Source organism: Peribacillus sp. NPDC056705, assembly GCF_043656335.1.
This window is the reverse complement of the sequence record NZ_JBHTYI010000142.1, coordinates 1-1,753: the sequence shown is the minus strand read 5'-3', so window position 1 is coordinate 1,753 and position 1,753 is coordinate 1. Positions and strand designations below refer to the sequence as shown.

General features: G+C 45.6%; 1 protein-coding gene and 2 pseudogenes. 1 reads left to right on the top strand and 2 read right to left on the bottom strand.

Annotated features, from left to right (window positions below; all coding sequences use genetic code 11):
- A pseudogene (locus ACFRAK_RS28300) lies at positions 1-112 on the top strand (spore protease YyaC); the annotation flags it as partial.
- Here ACFRAK_RS28300 and ACFRAK_RS28295 read toward each other — a convergent pair.
- Positions 87-587 (bottom strand): DUF4446 family protein, encoded by a 501-nt coding sequence (locus ACFRAK_RS28295; RefSeq protein WP_394573083.1) that lies wholly within the window; start codon positions 585-587, stop codon positions 87-89. The pseudogene ACFRAK_RS28300 and the gene ACFRAK_RS28295 overlap by 26 nt on opposite strands.
- A 40-nt stretch (positions 588-627) precedes the next feature.
- A pseudogene (locus tag ACFRAK_RS28290) lies at positions 628-1,686 on the bottom strand (aminotransferase class V-fold PLP-dependent enzyme); the annotation flags it as partial.
- Positions 1,687-1,753 lie beyond the last annotated feature (67 nt).

The following is a 1,753-nucleotide window of genomic DNA, read 5'->3' as shown; positions in this document are numbered from 1 at the left end:
ACAGAACACCCGTTTAAGTCTCGTAATGCGACTGTCTGATATCATTGCAACCTGTATCTTTTCCGGAATTAAGGAATGGAATCGCTCTACCCTTTTTGCAGCGCAAGAGTAACGGCTTCTTTCTCTTCCGGAGATAAAGGATAGATGGACTGCCCGTCTTTCAGTGGTTTAGCGTAAACATATGAGCTCTCCCGGTTATGCAAACCGGTCAGGACAAGCCCTTCCTCTTGTTCACTCAGTATAGCCAGGGAGAAACTCATATCATTCCCCCTTTCCCCAAATGCATTGTAACGAATGATGCCTACTTTGGATTTCATTCCCTTCATATTACGAGATATGGAATCCAGCATTTTGGCATGGTTACCCTGGCTCTCTTCGATTTCATCCATCTGGACTTTCAGTTGTACGAGTAATGTTTCTAGATCCTCCACTCCACTACCTGCCATCATGGCATCGTAACGGCGTCTCATCTTGCGTAATTTAGTTCCTTGAACAGCTGCCGTTATCCATAAGATCAAGATCATGATGACCATCAAGATGACAAACCAATGAAGCTGCTCCATGATCAATTCATTTAATTCAGCCATGCGCTAATTCCTTCCTCTTCTCTATCTTGATCTGTATCCATTAGCTATAGATCTCCTTCATTGCTGTGAGCATAACACTTATATCCTCTTGTGTGGTCGTTACCCCTACACTCACTCTAACCGCACCTGTCTGATCTGTATCAGATGCCATATGCGCTAAAGGAGTACAATGATAACCCGCTCTTACTGCAATGCCATACTCACGATCCAAGCGAAAAGCCAGCTCCGACGAGCTATACTGGCCAGACACGAAAGATACAATACCCGTTCTTGGCTTACCTAGACCTGGTCCCAACAATCGCAGATCATTGTTTTGCATCAGTCCTTCCATCAGGCGCTGTGTAAGTTCCCATTCGTGCTGATAGATCATCTTCGGCGTCCATTCCTGCACCTTCAGGATACCTGCCAACAACCCGGCATGGCCCACAGTATTTGGCGTCCCCGCTTCATATCGATCCGGTCGCACTGTCGGCATTTCAACCGCTTCTGATTGACTGCCTGTACCGCCATGTAGAATTGGTTCCAGATCAATCTCAGGTGAGATATAGAGCCCACCCGTTCCCTGTGGCCCTAATAGCCCCTTATGCCCTGGAAATGCCAGCATATCAATAGAGAGGTCCTCCACATGTATATCAAGCGTTCCTGCACTTTGTGCTGCATCTACTAGCATAACAGCCCCTTTGCCACTTACCATCTCCCCTATTTCGCCCAAGGGAAGAATAGAACCTAAGAGATTCGAACTATGGCTGCACACAAGCATCCTTGTATTTGAACGAAACATCTTGTTGATTTGTTGTAAATCCGGTTGTCCCTCTTCATCAACCTGTACATAATCAACGTGTATACCTCGAGTACGTCTTAAATACTCTAGCGGCCTTCGAACAGAATTATGTTCGATCATCGTCGCAATGACGTGATCCCCCTCATTCAAGTATCCTTTCATCGCCAGGTTCAGTGCTTCCGTTGTATTGGAAGTTAACACAATATCATTCGGATTTTTCACTCCGAACAATTCAGCGAGTACTCTACGCGTTCCATACAGAACTCGTGCCGCTTTAACCGCCATATGATGACTGCCTCGACCTGGATTAGCAGACGCATGCAGCTTATTTTTTTAAATTTCATCTTACTCTTCAGTTGTTTTTGGGATTGTTGTTGTTGGTTGT

Bases quoted from the DNA above. Each gene is read 5' to 3' on its own strand.
- ACFRAK_RS28295 (WP_394573083.1), bottom strand. From the start codon at position 587: ATGGCTGAATTAAATGAATTGATCATGGAGCAGCTTCATTGGTTTGTC.